Annotated in this window: 17 protein-coding genes; 5 read left to right on the top strand and 12 right to left on the bottom strand. The window is 70.9% G+C overall.

Going from position 1 to position 15918, the window contains the following annotated elements; genetic code table 11:
- Nucleotides 1-52 precede the first annotated feature (52 nt).
- From rpsP to HYV93_14780, 12 genes are all read right to left on the bottom strand, one after another.
- Nucleotides 53-301, bottom strand: coding sequence for a 30S ribosomal protein S16 (gene rpsP / locus HYV93_14835; protein MBI2527246.1), 249 nt, complete (start codon nucleotides 299-301; stop codon nucleotides 53-55).
- A 24-nt stretch (nucleotides 302-325) separates the two neighbouring features.
- Nucleotides 326-1669: a signal recognition particle protein gene (gene ffh, locus HYV93_14830; GenBank protein MBI2527245.1), complete on the bottom strand. Its 1344-nt coding sequence runs from the start codon at nucleotides 1667-1669 to the stop codon at nucleotides 326-328.
- Between the two features lie 59 nt (nucleotides 1670-1728).
- Entirely contained in the window at nucleotides 1729-2391 is a 663-nt protein-coding gene (locus tag HYV93_14825) for a ribulose-phosphate 3-epimerase (GenBank protein MBI2527244.1), read from the bottom strand.
- A 58-nt stretch (nucleotides 2392-2449) separates the two neighbouring features.
- Complete coding sequence (rsmB, locus tag HYV93_14820; GenBank protein ID MBI2527243.1) at nucleotides 2450-3808, bottom strand: 16S rRNA (cytosine(967)-C(5))-methyltransferase RsmB; 1359 nt, start codon at nucleotides 3806-3808, stop codon at nucleotides 2450-2452.
- Nucleotides 3805-4734, bottom strand: a complete 930-nt coding sequence (locus HYV93_14815) for a methionyl-tRNA formyltransferase (protein MBI2527242.1) — start codon at nucleotides 4732-4734, stop codon at nucleotides 3805-3807. Before HYV93_14815 ends, rsmB begins: the two co-directional genes overlap by 4 nt.
- 159 nt (nucleotides 4735-4893) lie before the next feature.
- Nucleotides 4894-5415 carry a peptide deformylase gene (gene def / locus HYV93_14810; protein ID MBI2527241.1) on the bottom strand — a complete coding sequence of 174 codons (522 nt, stop codon included), beginning with the start codon at nucleotides 5413-5415 and terminating at the stop codon, nucleotides 4894-4896.
- 45 nt (nucleotides 5416-5460) lie between these two features.
- Nucleotides 5461-7242 carry a hypothetical protein gene (locus HYV93_14805; GenBank protein MBI2527240.1) on the bottom strand — a complete coding sequence of 594 codons (1782 nt, stop codon included), beginning with the start codon at nucleotides 7240-7242 and terminating at the stop codon, nucleotides 5461-5463.
- The gene (locus tag HYV93_14800; protein MBI2527239.1) at nucleotides 7239-7922 is read right to left on the bottom strand and encodes a uracil-DNA glycosylase; all 684 of its coding nucleotides are present in this window, start codon (nucleotides 7920-7922) and stop codon (nucleotides 7239-7241) included. Before HYV93_14800 ends, HYV93_14805 begins: the two co-directional genes overlap by 4 nt.
- A gap of 21 nt (nucleotides 7923-7943) precedes the next feature.
- On the bottom strand, nucleotides 7944-9194 hold the full coding sequence (gene coaBC / locus HYV93_14795; GenBank protein ID MBI2527238.1) for a bifunctional phosphopantothenoylcysteine decarboxylase/phosphopantothenate--cysteine ligase CoaBC: 1251 nt from the start codon (nucleotides 9192-9194) through the stop codon (nucleotides 7944-7946).
- Between the two features lie 4 nt (nucleotides 9195-9198).
- Entirely contained in the window at nucleotides 9199-9411 is a 213-nt protein-coding gene (rpoZ, locus tag HYV93_14790) for a DNA-directed RNA polymerase subunit omega (GenBank protein MBI2527237.1), read from the bottom strand.
- Entirely contained in the window at nucleotides 9411-10022 is a 612-nt protein-coding gene (gene gmk / locus HYV93_14785) for a guanylate kinase (protein ID MBI2527236.1), read from the bottom strand. Before gmk ends, rpoZ begins: the two co-directional genes overlap by 1 nt.
- 8 nt (nucleotides 10023-10030) lie before the next feature.
- Nucleotides 10031-10915, bottom strand: coding sequence for a YicC family protein (locus HYV93_14780; protein ID MBI2527235.1), 885 nt, complete (start codon nucleotides 10913-10915; stop codon nucleotides 10031-10033).
- A 215-nt stretch (nucleotides 10916-11130) separates the two neighbouring features.
- Here HYV93_14780 and HYV93_14775 point away from each other — a divergent pair, with 215 nt between their 5' ends.
- From HYV93_14775 to HYV93_14755, 5 genes are all read left to right on the top strand, one after another.
- A complete protein-coding gene (locus HYV93_14775; GenBank protein MBI2527234.1) occupies nucleotides 11131-12225 on the top strand; it encodes an ABC transporter substrate-binding protein in 1095 nt (364 codons plus the stop codon).
- 23 nt (nucleotides 12226-12248) lie between these two features.
- On the top strand, nucleotides 12249-13019 hold the full coding sequence (locus HYV93_14770; protein MBI2527233.1) for an ABC transporter ATP-binding protein: 771 nt from the start codon (nucleotides 12249-12251) through the stop codon (nucleotides 13017-13019).
- Nucleotides 13016-13831, top strand: coding sequence for an ABC transporter permease (locus HYV93_14765; GenBank protein MBI2527232.1), 816 nt, complete (start codon nucleotides 13016-13018; stop codon nucleotides 13829-13831). The genes HYV93_14770 and HYV93_14765 overlap by 4 nt, the downstream gene beginning before the upstream one ends.
- 40 nt (nucleotides 13832-13871) lie before the next feature.
- Nucleotides 13872-15266, top strand: coding sequence for a sigma-54-dependent Fis family transcriptional regulator (locus HYV93_14760; GenBank protein MBI2527231.1), 1395 nt, complete (start codon nucleotides 13872-13874; stop codon nucleotides 15264-15266).
- Between the two features lie 235 nt (nucleotides 15267-15501).
- Complete coding sequence (locus HYV93_14755) at nucleotides 15502-15897, top strand: hypothetical protein (GenBank protein ID MBI2527230.1); 396 nt, start codon at nucleotides 15502-15504, stop codon at nucleotides 15895-15897.
- Nucleotides 15898-15918: the final 21 nt, after the last annotated feature.

Here is a 15918-nt window from a genome sequence, read left to right as displayed (position 1 = left end):
GACCCCGCTCCCGCCGCATGCGCGCGCTGCCTCGCTCGGCTCGCACGGACCGCTACTCGTTCCTGACGCCCACCCGGGCGAGGAGGCTCTTCACGGTGTTCGACGGCTGTGCGCCCTTCTTGAGCCACGCCGAGGCCTTCTCGGCCTCGATCTTGATGGTTGGCGGATGGGTCAGCGGGTTGTAGTGCCCGATGACCTCGATGAACCGTCCGTCCCGGGCTGCCCGGGAGTCGGCCACCACCACGCGGTACGCCGGCTTCTTCGTCGTGCCCGTCCGTCTCAGTCGGATGTGGACTGCCACTGGATCACCTCGTTCTCGGTGTGGTCATTGCGGGAGGAACGGGAGCGCGCTCTTGAGCTTGCCCATCCGCCCCTCCATATGCTTGAGCCCCTTCATCATCTTCTTGAGCTGCGCGTGCTGCTTGAGCAGCCGGTTCACGTCCGACACCGACGTGCCGCTGCCCCTGGCGATGCGGGCGCGGCGGCTGCCGTTGATGATCGCCGGCACGGTCCGCTCCGCCGGCGTCATGGAGGCGATGATCGCCTCGAACCTCCGGAGCTCGTGCTCCTCCCCCTGGAGCTCCCTGGGCATGCCCTTGGAGCCCTTGAAGAACGGCACCATGTCCAGGATCTGCTCGAGCGGCCCCATGGAGCGGAGCTGCCGGAGCTGCTGGGCGAAGTCCTCCAGGGTGAAGCTCTCCTCGCGGATCTTCCGCGCCAGGGCCTCGGCCTGGGTCTGGTCCACCGCGGCCTGGGCCCGCTCCACGAGCGAGAGGACGTCGCCCATGCCGAGGATCCGCTGCGCCAGCCGGTCAGGGTGAAATGGCTCCAGGGCGTCCGTCTTCTCGCCCACGCCCACGAACGCGATGGGGCGCCCCGTCACCTCGCGCACCGACAGGGCCGCCCCCCCGCGCGCGTCGCCGTCCATCTTCGTGAGCACGATGGCGTCCACTCCCACGGCCTGGTTGAAGCGGTCGGCCACGGTGACGGCATCCTGCCCCGTCATGGCGTCCACCACGAGCAGGATGTGGTGCGGGGCGACCTCTCGCTTGATCTGCCGCAGCTCCTCCAGCATCTCCTCGTCGATGTGCAGCCGCCCCGCCGTGTCGAGGATCAGGGGCGACAGCCCCTGCTGCGCCGCCTCGTCGCGGGCCTGCCGGCAGATGGCCACGGGCCTCTGCGTCGTCTCCCCGAGCGCGGGGATTCCCAGCTGGGCCCCCAGCGTCTTGAGCTGGTCTATGGCGGCGGGCCGATAGACATCGGCCGAGGCCAGGACCGGGTGCTGTCCCTGCTTCTGGAAATGGCGGGCCAGCTTGGCCGCGGTCGTCGTCTTGCCCGATCCCTGCAAGCCCACGAGCATGATGACGGTGGGCGGGTGAGGGGCCGCTGCGAGACGATGGCCCGAGCCGCCCAGGAGTTCCACCAGCTCGTCGCGCACCACCTTGACCACCTGCTGCCCCGGGGTGAGCGACTTGAGCACGTCTTGCCCCAGGGCCTTGTCCCTGACTCGCTCGACGAAGGCCTTGGCGACCTTGAAGTTGACGTCGGCCTCGAGAAGCGCCACCCGCACCTCGCGGAGGGCCTCCTGGATATTCTCCTCCGTCAGCCGGCCGTATCCGCGGAGCCGGTCGAAGATTCCGGTCAGACGAGTGGTGAGGCTCTCGAACATTGCTGTTCCAGAAAATTTGGTCCTGGAAACTCAAACGATAACTGCGAGGAAAGGAAAAGTCAAGCCAATTTCACTACTTCCGCAGCACTTCTCAGCTCTCTCACCGCCTGCCCGGGGTCGGCCGTGCCGAAGATGGCCGAGCCAGCCACGAGCACGCTGGCCCCGGCCGCTGCCAGGGGGGCAGCATGCTCCTGCCTGATCCCCCCATCCACGGACAGTTCCACGGCCCGCCGGCCGGTCAAAGCCCTTACTTGCCTCACCTTTGCGCAGGAAGAGGGAATGAAGGCCTGCCCCCCGAACCCAGGATTCACCGACATGACCAGGACAAGATCCAGGTCATCGAGGAGATAGTCGAGGATTCCGGGGGAAGTTCCGGGGTTGAGCGCTACCCCGGCCATGGCCCCCGCCTCCCTGATCTGGGAGAGGCAGCGCTGCAGGTGGGGGCATGCCTCGACATGCACCGTCAGGAGATCAGCGCCGGCGCGTACGTACGTCTCCACCCAGCGCTCAGGCTCCTCGATCATGAGGTGGACGTCCAGCGGCAGCCGCGCCCGCTTGCGGATGGACTCGATGACGGGCGGACCGATTGTGAGATTCGGGACGAAATGGCCGTCCATCACGTCCACGTGGATCAGATCGGCCCCCGCCGCCTCCACGCGCGCGACGGCGTCGCCCAGCGCGGCGAAGTCGGCCGAGAGGATGCTGGGCGCGATCTTGATCACGCCCTCACCATACTCGACCGGTTGTGCCGCTGCAAACTGCCCGACCCGGTGGCCGGGGCTACGCGGAGGCGAGTCGCCGCAGGCGGATCGCGCTGAACCCGTCGGTGCCGTGGACATGCGGGAGGAGCCGCACGATACCCAGAGCGTCGGCTGCCACGGGAAACTCAGCGGGGGGGTCGATGTGCCAGTCCGGATGGCCCTCGAGAAAGGGCCGGACGACGTCCTCGTTCTCCTCGGGCTCGAGCGAGCACGTGGCGTAGACGAGCCGCCCTCCAGGCTTGGCGAGCGAGGCCGCCGCGGCCAGGATGGCGCGCTGCTTCTGCTGGAGCCGCCGCAGGTCGTCCTCCGTGCGCCGCCACTTCACCTCTGGATTGCGGCGGAGGACGCCCAGATTGGAGCACGGCGCGTCCACGAGCACGCGGTCGCAGCGCCCCCTCCACCCCTTCGCGAGCGTCTCCACGGGGCCGGTGTGACACTCGACGATCGTGAGGCCGAGCCGGGTCGCCGACTTCGCCACGAGCCGCAGCCGGGCCGCCTGGGGATCCATCGCGATGATCACGCCGCGATTGTCCATGAGCTGGGCCAGGTGGGTGGCCTTGGTCCCGGGGGCCGCGCAGGTGTCGGCCACGACGTCCCCCGGGCGGGGGGCGACGAGTCGGGCGATGAGCATCGAGGCCTCGTCCTGGACAGTGCACCAGCCGTCGGCGAAGGCTCTCCACCGCCCTGGGCTCCCCCGCTCGACGGCGAGTCCCTCGGGGGCCAGTGCCGTAGGGCGGGTCTCGACCAGCTCCTCGTCGCGCAGCCGCGCGGCCAGGACGTCGCGGGAGCAGCGCAGCGTGTTCGCGCGCACGGTGAGAGGCGGGCGCTCATCCAGCGCCGCCATCAAGGCCTCCGCCTCCTGCCGGCCATAGCGGGCGATCCAGCGGGCGGCGAGCCAGTCGGGGAAGGACCAGCGCACGCCGGCAGAGGCCGCAGGCGATTCCGGCAGCGGGGGCGGCGCCGGCGCCCGGGTGAGAGAGCGGAGCACGGCGTTGACGAACTCGGCCGGCCCGGGAGTGCGCGACTTGAGCCTGGCGAGGCTCACCGCCTCGTCGACGGCTGCCCAGCGAGGGATGCGGTCGAGGAAGAGGAGCTGATAGGCCGTGAGGCGCAGCAGCATCCGTACCCACGGGTCGAGCCTGGCCAAGGGGCGGCGCAGGTAGGGTGCCAGGCGCCAGTCCAGCTGCCGCTGCCAGCGCAGCGTGCCGTAGACGATCTCGGTGCAGAGCGCGGCCTCCCTCGTCTCGAGCCTCGCCTTCTCGAGGGCATGCTCGAGCGCGATGTCGGCAAAGGCCCGGTCCTCCTCCACGCGTACCAGAATCCCGAGGGCCTCGAAGCGCCCCTGCGACACGGGTCCCGCCCGCAGAACGGGAGTCACGAGATCTCGGTGAGGCGGGCGCCGGGGGTGAGCCGGGCGCCGTGGAGGAAGTCCTCCCACCGCATGGCCTTGCGGTTCTCCGGCTGCACCTCGGTAGGCAGCAGGAGCCCGTCGCCCGTGGTCACGCCGATGGCCCCGTCGCCGGCGGCGACCAGCGTGCCGGGTGCGGCCGCGACGGTGGCCGGCCCTGCCGTGGCGCGCCAGATCAGGAGGCGGCCCCCGGGCGTCATCATCGCCGCGCCGGGCCAGGGGTTGCAGCCGCGGACCCGATTGACGAGGCCGGGCGCCGGCTCGCCGAGCCGCAGCCAGCCGTCCGCCTTCCGGAGCCGGGGCGCGAAGGTGGCGGCCGCGTGATCCTGGGGGATTGGGGCGAGCGGGTCCAGCCGCTCGAGGGTCCGGAGGAGCACCGCCGCGCCCAGGCGCGCGAGTCGCACCGCCAGCTCGCCGGCGGTCTCCTCGCTGGGGATGGGCACGCGCTCCTGGAGGAGGAGATCGCCCGTGTCCATTCCCGGGTCCATCCGGAAGGTGGTGATTCCCGTCTCCACCTCGCCGCGGATGATGGCCCAGGCGATGGGCGCGGCGCCCCGGTAGCGCGGCAGGAGCGAGGCGTGCACGTTGATGGAGCCGCGCCCGGGCACGTCGAGCACGGCTCCGGGGAGGATCTGACCGAAAGCCACGACGACGGCGACCTCGGCGTGGAGGGTGGCGAGGCGCTCGGGCCAGCCGGGATCGCGCAGACGCGCCGGCTGCAGCACGGAGAGGCCTGCCGCCACGGCGCGCCGCTTGACTGGAGAGGGCTGGAGGCGCTGTCCCCGCCCCGCGGGCCTGTCCGGCTGAGTGACGACGCCGACCACCTCGTGGGCCGCCAGCAGCGCCTCGAGCGTGGGCAGGGCGAAGTCGGGCGTCCCGAAAAAGAGAACCCGCACCCGCGGCCCCTAGCCGGCCGCTGAAAAAGGCCCATCTGCTTCGTTGGCGCCCTCGGCCGCACGCTCAACGTACAGAGAGTACGCCTCGCGTGCGGCCGTCGGGCGCCGCCTCGCATCTGGACCTTCTTGAGCGACCTGCGATGTCGTCCCGCGTCCCTTCTAGAGCGCGAAGGCGTGGTGGGGGGCCGCCTCGGGCAGCCCCTCCTTCTGGATGCGCTTCTTGATGCGATCGCGGGCGACCGGGGGCAGGTGGTCGATGAACAGGACGCCGTCCAGGTGGTCGACCTCATGCTGGATCACGCGCGCGTGGAGGCCGCTCGCCTCGAACGAGATCGGCGCGCCGTCCCCGCCCAGCGCCTCCACCCGCACCCGTTCGCTCCGCTCCACCTCGGCGAAGATGCCCGGCAGGGAGAGACAGCCCTCCTCCGCGCGCAGGGAGCCGCGCCTGTCGACGATGACCGGGTTCACGAGGAGCCGCGCGCCTCCCGTGCCGTCGTCCATGGCGATGAGGCGGAGAAGGATTCCGACCTGCGGCGCTGCCAGCCCGATGCCCACCTGCTGGAACATGGTCTCGACCATGTCGTCCATGATCGCCGTGATGTCCGGCGTCACGGCGGCCACGGGCGTGGCCTTCTGCCTGAGGATGGGGTCGCCATAGCGCCGCACCGTCAACACAGCCATACCCGGCCAGCTCCTTTCTCGCCGCTCGCGCGCCGGGCGCTGCCCTCACGCCAGGGAGAGCGGGTCCATCTCCACTTCTACCACACCGCTTGCGCGGCGCCCCCGCTCGAGCACCGGTCGCAGCGGCTCGGCGACGAGCCCGGGCAGGTCGGCCGGCCCCTTGACGGCGAAGCGCCAGAGCGGTCGCCGGGCGCCCGGCCCTCCCCGGGCCGCCGCGGGGTAGACGGTGAGCCCCGGGATCCCGCGGAGGGCGCCAGCGCACTCCGTGGCCAGCGCGCGCGCGCCTTCCTCGCTCCGCCCATGGATCGAGACGAGGCAGAGGCGCCGAAATGGGGGATAGCCCAGCTCGGCCCGGAACTTGAGCTCGCTCGCGTAGAAGCCCGTCCGGGACTGCTCCTTCACGGCGCGGAGGGCGTAGTGCTCCGGGTGGAGCGTCTGCACGATGACGCGGCCGTCGGAGCCCACCGCCTCGGCGGCGGCCCACAGGCTCGCGAAGGCCCGCTCGCCCGCCCGGAAGTCCGGCATGCGGAGGAGCCGGTCGACGGCCACGAACCCGACGCAGCCGAGGCTTCCAGGGGGCGCCCCGCGGAGCAATCCCGCCGTCCCGATCAGGACGTCCGCCTTTGGGTCGGGCCGGGAGCCGGCCGCGCGGGAGACGGCGAGCCGCGGGAAGCGCCTGCGCAGCGAAGCCTCGACGCGCTCTGCGCCCCAGCCGAAGGGGGAGAGCCGATGCCCTCCGCAGCCCGGGCAGACGGCGGGAAGGGAGGCGACGCGCGAGCAGATCCGGCACGTGAGCCGCGCGTCCCGGCGGGAAAGGGCCAGGGCCACCCCGCAGTCCGGGCAGCGGAACGCCGCACCGCACTCGTCGCAGCCCAGCGCAGCCGCCTCGCGCGACACCACGAGGGCCGTGCGCCGGCCGCGGCGCGACATCTCCTCGATGGCGCGGGTGAGCGGCAGCGTGAGCGGGTGGTGTCTCAGGATGCCCCGCGTGTCGGCCGTGATCACCTCGGGCCAGGGGCCGGGCGCCGACTCCCGACGGGCGAGGTGGCGGCTGTCAGCGCGCCACCAGGTCTCCACCGACGGCGTCGCCGAGAGCAGGAGGAGCCGGCTGCCCTCGAGGCGGGCCCGTTCCACCAGCACATCCCGCGAGTGCATGCGCGGCGGGCCGGGCGGCTTGTGAGCGGGATCGTGCTCGTCCAAGAGCACGAGCGTCGCCGGCGGGGCCAGCGGCGCGAAGAGAGCCGAGCGTGTGCCCACCAGGATGCGGGGGCGGCCGCGGGCGCCGCCGAACCAGGCCGCCCGCCGCGGCGCCTCGGGCACGCCGCTGTCGAGCCGGGCGGCGTCCAGCAGTTCCGCCCAGCGGGCCGCGCCCTCGATGTCGGGGGCGATGACGAGGCTCGTGCCCACCTCGCCGCCGAGCCGCTCCACGAGCCTCGATTCCCGGGCCGCGTCCACCCACAGCTCGGGCGGGATCGGCGCGGCCTGGCGTGCCCCGGGGGGCGGGGCCACGCTCTCGCCGCTCGTTCCAGGCGGAAGCGGAGGCAGCAGGGCCGCGAGCGTGGCGCCCGGCGAAGAGAGGCTCTCCTGCGCGACCCAGCGCCCGAGATCGAGCATGGTGCGGGACAGGATGGGGACGGGCTCCACGGCCGCCGTGATGGGCTTGAGCCCGACGCGATCCTCCCGCCGCACATCCACCACGACGCCCACGCGCGTCCGTCCCGCCAGGGGCGCTCTGACACGCTGCCCGGGCAGGAGGGGCAGGCCATCGGGGACGAGATAGACGAGGGAGCGTCGGAGGGGGAGATCGAAGACGACCTCTGCGATCATCCAGTGAGGCGTTCCCACTCCCGGCGGGCCAGCTTGAGGTCGTCCCAGGCCATGCGCTTGAACTCCTGGCCCGGGTTCCTCAGGAGAAAGGCCGGATGGAAGGTGGGCACGAGCACGCTCGACCGGTACTCGTAGACGCGGCCGCGGAGCTTGGTGATCCCTTCCTTCGTCCCGAGAAGCGTCTGCGCCGCGAAGTTGCCCAGGGCCAGGATCACCGCCGGCTGGATCGTGTCCACCTGAGCGGTGAGGAACGGGTTGCATGCCGCCACCTCGTCGGGCTCCGGGTTCCGGTTCCGCTCGGGGCGACACTTGACGACGTTGGCGATGTAGCAGTCGCGCTCGCGGTCGAAGCCCACGGACTGGAGCATCCGGGTCAGGAGCTGGCCCGCGCGCCCGACGAACGGCTTGCCCTGCCGGTCCTCCTCCTCGCCGGGCCCCTCGCCCACGACCAGGAGGTGGGCGCGCGGGTTGCCCGAGCCGAAGACGACCGTGCTGCGGCTCCTGCAGAGCTTGCACCGCGTGCAGCCCCGGAGCGCTGCCTCCTGGGCCGAGAGCGACTCGGCGGGAGCGGGGAACGCCGGCCGCTCGAGGGAGATCTCCGTCAGGCCCAGATCCCGGTGGTGGCGCAGGGTCTGGCCCAGGTCACGGAGCACGTCGGCGAGGAACGCCCGGTCATCCATGGTCTGCGCGCCGTGGCTCGCTCAGGGGCGAGGACGGCGCTCGGGTCTGGCGGGATCGGGCGCGGGGGCCACGGCGGCCCGGAGGGCCAGGATCCGGTCGAGGATGGCGCCGGCCACCGCCAGCTTGCTCATGCGGGGCACCTCGACGGCGCCGCCCCAGCGATCCAGCAGCAGCACCTGATTGTCGTCCGACTCGAAGCCGATGCCCCGCTGGCTCACGTCGTTCACGACCAGGAGATCGATCCCCTTCGAGCGGAGCTTCTCCGCCCCGTAGGCGCGCACCTCGCTGGTCTCCGCGGCGAATCCCACGATGAAGGCGCGGCCCCGTCGGGCCGCCAGCTCCTTGAGGATGTCAGGGTTCGGGACCAGCTCCAGCGTGAGTCCTTCGGTCTTCGAGGACTTGATCTTGCTGGCGCGCGGCTCCTTGACACGGTAGTCGGCCACCGCGGCCGCCTTGATGACGATCGTGACCGACTCGAGCTGCTGGAGCGCGGCTTCGCGCATCTCCTCGGCCGTTTGCACCGGGACGTACACGGCCCCGGGCGGCGGTGTGAGGGAGGTGGGCCCGGAGATCAGGACGACCTCGGCCCCGCGGCGGAGGGCTGCCGTCGCCACAGCGTGCCCCATCTTCCCCGAGGAGCGGTTGGAGAGGTAGCGCACCGGATCGATGGCCTCGCGCGTAGGCCCCGACGTGACCAGGACGCGGTCGGCGGCCAGGTCCCGCGCCGGGGTCAAGAGGCGGTGAATCGCCTCGAGGAGGGCCTCCACCTCCGGCAGCCGTCCCTTGCCGGCCAGGCCCGAGGCGAGCTCGCCGGACTCCGGCTCGAGCACGGTGACGCCGCGGGCGCGGAGCGTGGCCACGCTCGCCGCGGTGGCGGGGTGGGCCCACATGCCGCCGTCCATGGCCGGCGCCATGAGCACGGGACAGCGCGCCGCCAGCAGCAGCGTCGAGAGGAAATCATCCGCCAGCCCGTGGGCGGCCTTGGCCAGGATGCTGGCGGTGGCGGGCGCCACGATCACGGCATCCGCCCGCTCGGCCAGGCCCACGTGCTCCACCGCCTCCTCGCTCCGGGGATCGAAGAGATCCGAGAGCACGGGCCGGCCGGACAGCGTCCGCCAGGTGAGCGCGCCCACGAACCGCTCGGCGTGAGATGTCGTCACCACCGTGACCTGCGCACCCGCGCGCCGCAGCTCCCGGAGCAGGTACGCCGCCTTGTAGGCGGCGATGCTGCCGGTGACCCCGAGGATCAGCTCCTTTCCGGCGACAGTCATGCCGTCAGGACTTGGCGGAGTCGTCTTCCTTCACGCGATAGCCCACCTTGCCGTCGGCGATCTCCTCCAGCGAGACGCTGGTGGGCTTCTTGTGCCGGCTCTCGATCTGCGGCGCCGCGCCGCGATTCAGCTGGCGGGCGCGCTTGGCGGCCAGGACGACGAGCAGGTAGCGGTTCGAGACCTTGTTGAGGGACTTCTCCAGCGATGGGAACGGCATCACTCGGGCACCTCCACGTCCGGGAATCTGAGTGTGAGTCGACTCGTGCGACAGCGCTCGGCCTGGATGATGGTGGCGAGCTGGTCCACGGCGTCCTTCACGTCCCGGTTGATGATCAGGTAATGGTACTCGCGCCAGGCGGCCATCTCCTCGCGCGCCCGCGCCAGGCGCCGGGCGATGTCGCCCGGCGCATCGCTCTTCCGCTCGCGCAACCGCGCGTCCAGCTCAGCCAGCGACGGCGCCATGATGAACACGGAGACCGCCTCCGGGTATCGCTGGCGCAGCTGTCGGGCCCCGTGGGTGTCGATGTCGAGCAGCACGTCGAGCCCCCGCGACAGCGCGCCCTCCAGCGCCCGGGCCGGGGTCCCGTAGAGGTGGCCGTGCACCTGTGCCCACTCGGCCAGCTCGTCGCGCTCCCGCAGGACCGTGAACTCCGACGCCGTCACGAAGTGGAAGTCCCGGCCGTTCCGCTCCCCCGAGCGCGGGGCCCGCGTCGTGTAGGACACCGAATAGTAGAGATCGGGCACGACGGAACGCACCTCGTGGCACAGCGTCGTCTTGCCCGCCCCGGACGGGGCCGAGACGACCACGAGGGCGCCGCGCCGCTTGATCAGCTCCATTACTCGAGATTCTGCACCTGCTCGCGGAGCCTCTCCAGGGTCGACTTGGCGGCGATCACGGCCCGCGAGATCTCGAGGTCGTCGGCCTTGGCCCCCACTGTGTTCACCTCCCGGTTGATCTCCTGGATCAGGAAGTCCAGCGTCCGCCCCACCGCTCCGCCGTGGTCCAGCAGGGCGCTCAGCTGGGCGAGGTGGGCCTGCAACCGCGCCAGCTCCTCGCTGATGTCCGAGCGCTCGGCCCACACCGCCACCTCCATGGCCAGGCGCCCTTCGTCGAGCGGTGTCTCCCCGAGCAGCGCCTGCAGGCGCTCCCGCAGGCGTGCGCCGCGGCGCTCCACCGCCACGGGCGCCCGCTCGACCATGAGCGCGACCTGGGACGCCAGGGTCCCGTGGTGCGCGAACAGCTCCTGGCAGAGCGCCTTGCCCTCGGCCTCACGCCGGGCAATCATGTCGCCGAGCGCCTGGGTCAGCGCCTGCGCCAGGAGGGCCCAGCCCTCCTCGGGCGGCACGGCCGGCTGATCCTCGCGGGAGAGGACGCCCGGCTGTCCCAGGAGCCACTCCAGGCGGGGTCCCCCGGGGAGGCTCAGGTCATCTGCCAGGCGCTTGGCCGCTGTGGCGTACTCTCGCGCCTGATCCGTGTTGAGAGTCAGGGGATTCTGCGCCAACCCCGCAGCCGGGGTCAGCGTCGCGCTGACGTCCACGCGCCCCCGCTGGACGCCCGCCTGGATCAGCCGCCGGACATCGGGCTCGAAAGCGGTGAGGAGTCGAGGGAGTCTGAGGGCGATGTCGAGATGCCGATGATTTACCGCCTTGCACTCGACTGTGACCGCCAGCCGCGCCCCGGACACCTCCGCCCGGCCGTACCCCGTCATGCTGCGGATCATGATGGCCTCTGGGCGTCCGGAGTGGGAAGCAAGTCGGGCGCTGCCATTGATGGAGGGTAGCCCAAAAGACCTTTTCTGTCAATGCGTTCGAGCGTTTCCGCCGTTGACAGCGCCGCCGCCGGCGTGTAGAGTTCGGGCGGGACGCGGTAGATCGTCGAGCAACCACCCACCGCCGGGGGTGTCCCGATTCCCGGCGGCCAACCCGGAGAGAGACGATGAGCACGACGGACCCCCGGAACCTCACGCGCCGTCACTTCCTCGAAGCCGCCAGCCTGGCTGGCGCCGCTCTCACGGTGGGCGGCCTGCCGGTCGCCGGTCGGGCCCAGGCTCTCAAGCCCATCACGGCCTCTCACAGCGTGTCGACCTTCGTGTACGGCCAGCATCTCGTGGCCGCGCAGAAGAAGTTCTTCGAGGAGGAGGGCGTGAGGACGCCCGACTTCGTCGTCCCGGGCGGCGGCGCCAAGGTCGTCCAGGCCCTGGCCGCCGGCCAGGTGCTGTTCGCCCTGGGCGACTCGAACCACCCGCTCAAGATCAGCGAGAAGGGCAAGGACGCCCTCATGATCTTCGCCACCGACACCCGTTGTTCCTACGCCAACATCGTGGTCCGCAAGGAGCTCTTCGACCGCGGCGTCAAGAGCGTCGAGTCCCTCGCGGACCAGAAGCTCGTGGGCCGCAAGGCCGTCATCGCGGCCACCGCCATCGGCTCCGGCACCTACGTCTACGGGGTCTACGTGCTGAAGAACACGAAGGCCGCCGACGGAAGGACTGTCAACGACCACGTCGACTGGGTGGGGGGCGGGGCCTCCACCACCATCCTGGGCGGGCTCAAGGCCGGCAAGTTCGACGCCATCATGGCCGTGACCGAGTGGCAGGCGGCAGCCGTCCAGGAAGGGTTCGGCCGGCCCATCTACGACATCGCCGACGAGAAGTCCTGGAACAGCGTCTTCGGCGGCCCCATCCCCGTCACCGTGGGATACGTCCTCAAGGAGACCATCGAGAAGTCCCCGGACCTGGTCCAGGCGTACGTGAACGCCTGCTATCGGGCGCAGCAGTGGATCCACAGGGCGAAGAACGACGAGATCGTGGATCTGCTCCACCGGCCCTACATGGACACCTTCAAGCGTGAGGTGGTGCTGGAGTCGGTCCGGTACTACAAGACCATCTTCGACTGGGACTTCCTGATCGAGGAGAAGGACTACGAGCGCGGCATCAAGGTGTGGGTGCCCACCGCGCTGGACAAGCCCATCCCCTATACCCGGGCGGTGGACATGAGCTTCGTCAAGAAGGCGCAGGCGAAGTACAAGTCCTGAGAGTGGCCGCACCCCGCGTCCGCATCGCGATCCAAGACCTCTCGAAGACCTTCGTCCAGGGGCCTCGGCAGATCCCCGCGGTGGACCGCGTCTCCTTCGATGTCCGCGACGAGGAGTTCGTCGCCATCGTGGGCCCCTCCGGGTGCGGCAAGTCCACCATCCTCAACATGATCGGCGCCCTGGTGGCGCCGTCCGGAGGTCAGATCCTGGTGGACGGCGAGCCCGTGGTCGGGCGCCCTGCGCCCCAGGTGGGCTACGTCTTCCAGAAGGACACCGTCTTCCCCTGGCGCAGCGTGGAGCGCAACATCGCCCTCGGGCTCGAGTACCGGAGCGTGGCGGCCGACGAGCGCGCGCGCCGGGTCCGCCAGGCCATCGCCCTGGCCGGCCTCCAGGGCTTCGAGGACGCCTTCCCGGCCACGCTCTCCGGCGGCATGCGGCAGCGGGTGGCCCTGATGCGATCGCTGATCGTCAACCCCGAGATCCTCCTGATGGACGAGCCCTTCGGCGCGCTGGACACCCACACCAAGCTCACCCTGCACGCCGAGCTGCTGGCGCTCTGGGAGGCCAGGCACCAGACCGTCGTCTTCGTCACGCACGACCTCTCGGAGGCCATCACGCTGGCCGACCGGGTCGTCGTCATGACGCGCCGGCCCGGGCGGATCAAGCTGATCTACGACGTGCGACTGCCACGTCCCCGCGACGTGATCAAGCTCCGGGAGACCGACGAGTACCTGCGGGAGTACGGCGAGATTTGGCACGCCCTGGGTGAGGAGCTGCAGGAGAGGGCCTCGTGACCCGGGACCGGTGGACCGTGCTGGCCTGGCGCCTGGCTCTCCTCGTGGCCTTCCTGGGCGCCTGGGAATACCTCACCGGCATCAAGGCGCTCTCGAAGACGCCGGGGCTCTACTGGATCGACCCGTTCTTCATCAGCCGGCCGTCGGCGATCGCCCGGCGCCTCGCCTACCTGTCCTCCGACCAGGTGCGGCTCACCATCTGGGCCATGGCGCTCTCCACCGTGCAGTCCACCGTCTGGGGCTTTCTCGTGGGCATCTCCACGGGCTTCGTCGCGGGACTCGTGCTGGGGCGGAATGACCGCCTGGCCGGGATCTTCGAGCCCTACATCATCGCGTTCAACTCGCTGCCGCGCATCGCGCTGGTGCCCCTCATCACCATGATCTTCGGCTTCGGGCTCCTCGCGAAGATCGTGCTGGCCTGGACCATCGTCTTCTTCATCGTGTTCTTCAACACCTTCCAGGGTGCCCGCAGCGTGGACGCCGACCTGATCCACTCGGCACGCTTCCTCGGGGCGAGCGAGGCGCAGATCATGCGGACCGTCATCGTCCCCTCGGCGCTGGCCTGGACCTTCGCCTCCCTGACCCCGTCCATCTCCTTCGCGCTCATCGGGGTCGTGGTGGGGGAGTTCATCGGGGGGGAGTCCGGCGGCGGCCTCGGCTACCTGATCATCCAGTCCCTCGGCACGCTGAACGCCGCGGACATGATGGTGGCGCTCATGGTGCTGGGCGTCATCGGCATCGTGATGGCGCTGGGCATCAAGCAGGTGGAGAGCCGCCTCCTGCGCTGGCGGCCGGAATACCAGAAGCGCTGAGAACGTGACGCCGCCCGGCCTCCTGTGCGAGTCTGTGTGCATGCCCAGGATCCTCATCGTGGATGACGAGTACCAGGTCCGCGCCCTCCTCGGCGAGTTCTTCGAGACCCGCGGTTTCGAGGTGGTCACCGCCGAGGACGGCCAGGTGGCGCTGGAGCGGATGCAGCTGGACCGTCCACCCGTGGCGCTGCTGGACCTCAACATGCCGAGGCTCGGCGGCCTGGAGGCGCTCCCGGAGCTCAGGCGCATCGCGCCCGAGGCCTGCATCATCGTCCTGACCTCGCACTCCGACGTCCCCACCGCGGTCCAGGCCATGCGCCTGGGGGCCTACGACTACCTCGTCAAGCCCTTCGACCTCGAAGACCTCGCCCTGCGCGTTCAGCGAGCGCTGGAGCACACCGGTCTGCTGGCGCGGGTCCAGGAGCTGAGCGCCGAGGTGGGAGCAGGGGGAGCGCTCCGCCGGCAGATGGGGCCGAGCGATGCTGTCGCGGGCGTCATACGTCGGGTACTGCAGGTCGCCGAGTCGAATTTCAGCGTCCTCATCCTGGGCGAGACCGGAACGGGCAAGGAGCTGGTCGCGCGGGCGATCCATGGGCAGAGCCCCCGCCGCACGCGCCCCTTCGTGGCCCTCGACTGCGGGGCCGTTCCCGAGACGCTCATCGAATCAGAGCTCTTCGGCCACGAGCGCGGTGCCTTCACCGGGGCCGACAGGCGAAAGGACGGCTACTTCCAGGCTGCCGGGGGCGGGAGCCTGTTCCTGGACGAGATCGGCAACCTGCCGCTGCCCACCCAGGCCAAGCTCCTGCGAGCCGTCCAGGAGCGGCAGGTGCAACCCCTCGGCGCCACGCGTCCGGTTCCAGTGGACGCCAGGATCCTCGCCGCCTCCAACGCCCCTCTGGAGCGCGAGGCGCGGGCGGGCCGGTTCCGCCAGGACCTCTTCTATCGACTGAACGAGTTCACGATCGCACTGCCGCCGCTGCGCGAGCGCCGGGAGGACATCGCTTTCCTCGCCCGGCGCTTTCTCGACGAGGCATCCATGGAGCTGCGCCGGCCCGTGCACGGCATCTCGGAGGCCGCGAGCGAGCTCCTGCTGCGCCACCCGTGGCCGGGCAACGCCCGCGAGCTCCGGAACGCCATTCGCCAGGCCGTGCTGCTGAGCAACGGCCTGCTCCTGCCCGAGCACCTGCGCCTCGGCGGGGCCGAGGGGGGACGCGGCGGGGCGGTCCCCTCCCCCGACGGACTCGGGGGCCGCTCGCTCAGAGAGCTCGGCGCCATGGGCGCCGCCGAGGCCGAGCAGCTGGCCATCCGCCTGGCGCTGGGGGGCACCCGCGGGAACAAGAGCGAGGCCGCCCGGCTCCTCAGAACCGACTACAAGACCCTGCACCTCAAGATGCGGCGGTATGGAATCGCGGGCGCCGACTTCAAGGGGTCGTAGGCCGCCCGACGCCCGCTTCCAGATCTCACGGCCCGCTCTGGCAAGGACACCATAGCGTGCTGGCCAGACTCTGGCGTCGCCGACAGAGGGCGTCGCATCAATCCCGAGCCGTCCCCCTGCCTCAGCCCGAGAGCAGCATCGCAACTCTCTGATAGAGAGGACGTTTGTTCCTCGACCACCTCTCGGACGTCCCCGGCACCCCGATTGCTACCACCCCCTTGGGAGACGCAGACGGATGGCCAGGGGGGACGACGTGGGGCGCAGGCGATGGGCGGGGCAGGCGGCGCTGCTCGCCCTTTCAGCTCTCGTGGTCGCGGGATGCGCCACGACGGGACCTGACCCGCGCCACGGGACCGAGTTCCTCGTCCCCCCTGACGAGCAGCTCACTCCGGCCGCCGCCGGGCTCAAGGGCGACCTGTACCGGATCGGGCCCCTGAGGGTCTTGATCCGTCCTCAGCCGGAAGTGGACTTCCTCTGTCGTCTGCGGTCGACCATGGGGCTCGAGCGGCGGCCGACCGGCCGCATCCACGGCTGCTACCTCCCCGGCGAGAACGTGGTCGTCTCCACGCCGGATCCCTACGCCCTGCTGCACGAGCTCAAGCATCACTTCGAGGGCCACTGGCACGACTGACGCGCGCGCCCTGGCGCCCGC

The organism is Candidatus Rokuibacteriota bacterium (genome assembly GCA_016188005.1).
GTDB lineage: Bacteria > Methylomirabilota > Methylomirabilia > Rokubacteriales > CSP1-6 > UBA12499.
This window is presented reverse-complemented; position numbering and strand designations above follow the sequence as displayed.

Coding starts and splice junctions, on each gene's coding strand:
- ffh (MBI2527245.1), bottom strand. CDS start 1,669: ATGTTCGAGAGCCTCACCACTCGTCTGACCGGAATCTTCGACCGGCTC.
- def (MBI2527241.1), bottom strand. CDS start 5,415: ATGGCTGTGTTGACGGTGCGGCGCTATGGCGACCCCATCCTCAGGCAG.
- HYV93_14805 (MBI2527240.1), bottom strand. CDS start 7,242: ATGATCGCAGAGGTCGTCTTCGATCTCCCCCTCCGACGCTCCCTCGTC.
- HYV93_14800 (MBI2527239.1), bottom strand. CDS start 7,922: ATGGATGACCGGGCGTTCCTCGCCGACGTGCTCCGTGACCTGGGCCAG.
- coaBC (MBI2527238.1), bottom strand. CDS start 9,194: ATGACTGTCGCCGGAAAGGAGCTGATCCTCGGGGTCACCGGCAGCATC.
- rpoZ (MBI2527237.1), bottom strand. CDS start 9,411: ATGCCGTTCCCATCGCTGGAGAAGTCCCTCAACAAGGTCTCGAACCGC.
- HYV93_14780 (MBI2527235.1), bottom strand. CDS start 10,915: ATGATCCGCAGCATGACGGGGTACGGCCGGGCGGAGGTGTCCGGGGCG.
- HYV93_14775 (MBI2527234.1), top strand. CDS start 11,131: ATGAGCACGACGGACCCCCGGAACCTCACGCGCCGTCACTTCCTCGAA.
- HYV93_14760 (MBI2527231.1), top strand. CDS start 13,872: ATGCCCAGGATCCTCATCGTGGATGACGAGTACCAGGTCCGCGCCCTC.
- HYV93_14755 (MBI2527230.1), top strand. CDS start 15,502: ATGGCCAGGGGGGACGACGTGGGGCGCAGGCGATGGGCGGGGCAGGCG.